Origin of the sequence: Alkalicoccobacillus gibsonii, from assembly GCF_016798245.1 — a bacterium.
Lineage (GTDB): Bacteria > Bacillota > Bacilli > Bacillales > Bacillaceae_D > Alkalicoccobacillus > Alkalicoccobacillus gibsonii.
The window spans coordinates 1-2,236 of sequence record NZ_JAEUZA010000011.1 but is presented as its reverse complement, the minus strand read 5'-3'; the positions used below and the strand labels follow the sequence as shown (position 1 = coordinate 2,236).

General features: G+C 53.8%; 1 rRNA gene. It reads right to left on the bottom strand.

What is annotated here, in order from left to right:
* Nucleotide 1: 1 nt before the first annotated feature.
* A 23S ribosomal RNA gene (locus JNO66_RS20325) occupies nt 2–2,236 on the bottom strand; the annotation flags it as partial.

Here is a 2,236-nt window from a genome sequence, read left to right as displayed (position 1 = left end):
ATTGGATAAGTCCTCGACCGATTAGTATCTGTCCGCTCCATGTGTCGCCACACTTCCACTCCAGACCTATCAACCTCATCATCTCTAAGGGGTCTTACTAGCTTACGCTATGGGAAATCTCATCTTGAGGGGGGCTTCATGCTTAGATGCTTTCAGCACTTATCCCGTCCACACGTAGCTACCCAGCGATGCTCCTGGCGGAACAACTGGTACACCAGCGGTGTGTCCATCCCGGTCCTCTCGTACTAAGGACAGCTCCTCTCAAATTTCCTGCGCCCGCGACGGATAGGGACCGAACTGTCTCACGACGTTCTGAACCCAGCTCGCGTGCCGCTTTAATGGGCGAACAGCCCAACCCTTGGGACCTACTTCAGCCCCAGGATGCGACGAGCCGACATCGAGGTGCCAAACCTCCCCGTCGATATGGACTCTTGGGGGAGATAAGCCTGTTATCCCCAGGGTAGCTTTTATCCGTTGAGCGACGGCCCTTCCATTCGGCACCGCCGGATCACTAAGCCCGACTTTCGTCCCTGCTCGACTTGTAGGTCTCGCAGTCAAGCTCCCTTATGCCTTTGCACTCTTCGAATGATTTCCAACCATTCTGAGGGAACCTTTGGGCGCCTCCGTTACTGTTTAGGAGGCGACCGCCCCAGTCAAACTGCCCACCTGACAATGTCCCTGACCCGGATCACGGGTCGAGGTTAGAATGTCAGCACCGTCAGGGTAGTATCCCACCAATGCCTCCACCGAAGCTGGCGCTCCGGTTTCAAAGGCTCCTACCTATCCTGTACAAACGATACCAACATCCACTATCAGGCTACAGTAAAGCTCCATGGGGTCTTTCCGTCCTGTCGCGGGTAACCTGCATCTTCACAGGTACTATAATTTCACCGGGTCTCTCGTTGAGACAGTATCCAAATCGTTACACCATTCGTGCGGGTCGGAACTTACCCGACAAGGAATTTCGCTACCTTAGGACCGTTATAGTTACGGCCGCCGTTTACTGGGGCTTCAATTCAGAGCTTCTCCTAAAAGGATAACCCCTCCTCTTAACCTTCCAGCACCGGGCAGGTGTCAGCCCCTATACTTCGCCTTGCGGCTTCGCAGAGACCTGTGTTTTTGCTAAACAGTCGCTTGGATCTTTTCACTGCGGCTCTCTCGGGCTTGCACCCTAATAGAGCACCCCTTCTCCCGAAGTTACGGGGTCATTTTGCCGAGTTCCTTAACGAGAGTTCTCCCGCGCGTCTTAGAATTCTCTTCTCGCCTACCTGTGTCGGTTTGCGGTACGGGCACCTTCCACCTCGCTAGAGGCTTTTCTAGGCAGCGGAGGATCAGGGACTTCGGTACTACATTTCCCTCGCTATCACTGCTCAGCCGAACGGAAAGCGGATTTGCCTACTTTCCAGCCTAACAGCTTAGACGCGCATATCCATCAGCGCGCTCACCCTACCTTTCTGCGTCCCCCCATTACTCAAACGGTGGAGAGGTGGTACAGGAATATCAACCTGTTGTCCATCGCCTACGCTTTTCAGCCTCGGCTTAGGTCCCGACTGACCCTGAGCGGACGAGCCTTCCTCAGGAAACCTTGGGCTTTCGACGGAGGGGATTCTCACCCCTCTTTTCGCTACTCATACCGGCATTCTCACTTCCAAGCACTCCACTAGTCCTCACGATCTAGCTTCGCTGTCCTTGGAACGCTCCCCTACCACGAACACCTAAGGTGTTCATCCATAGCTTCGGTGATACGTTTAGCCCCGTTACATTTTCGGCGCAGAGTCACTCGACCAGTGAGCTATTACGCACTCTTTAAATGGTGGCTGCTTCTAAGCCAACATCCTGGTTGTCTGGGCAACTCCACATCCTTTGCCACTTAACGTATACTTTGGGACCTTAGCTGATGGTCTGGGCTGTTTCCCTCTTGACTACGGATCTTAGCACTCGCAGTCTGACTCCCGAGGATAAGTACTTGGCATTCGGAGTTTGACTGAATTCGGTAATCCTGTGGGGACCCCTCGTCCAATCAGTGCTCTACCTCCAAGACTCTTCCCTCGAGGCTAGCCCTAAAGCTATTTCGGGGAGAACCAGCTATTTCCGAGTTCGATTGGCATTTCACCCCTACCCACACCTCATCCCCGCATTTTTCAACATGCGTGGGTTCGGGCCTCCATTCAGTGTTACCTGAACTTCACCCTGGACATGGGTAGATCACTCGGTTTCGGGTCTACGACGGCGTACT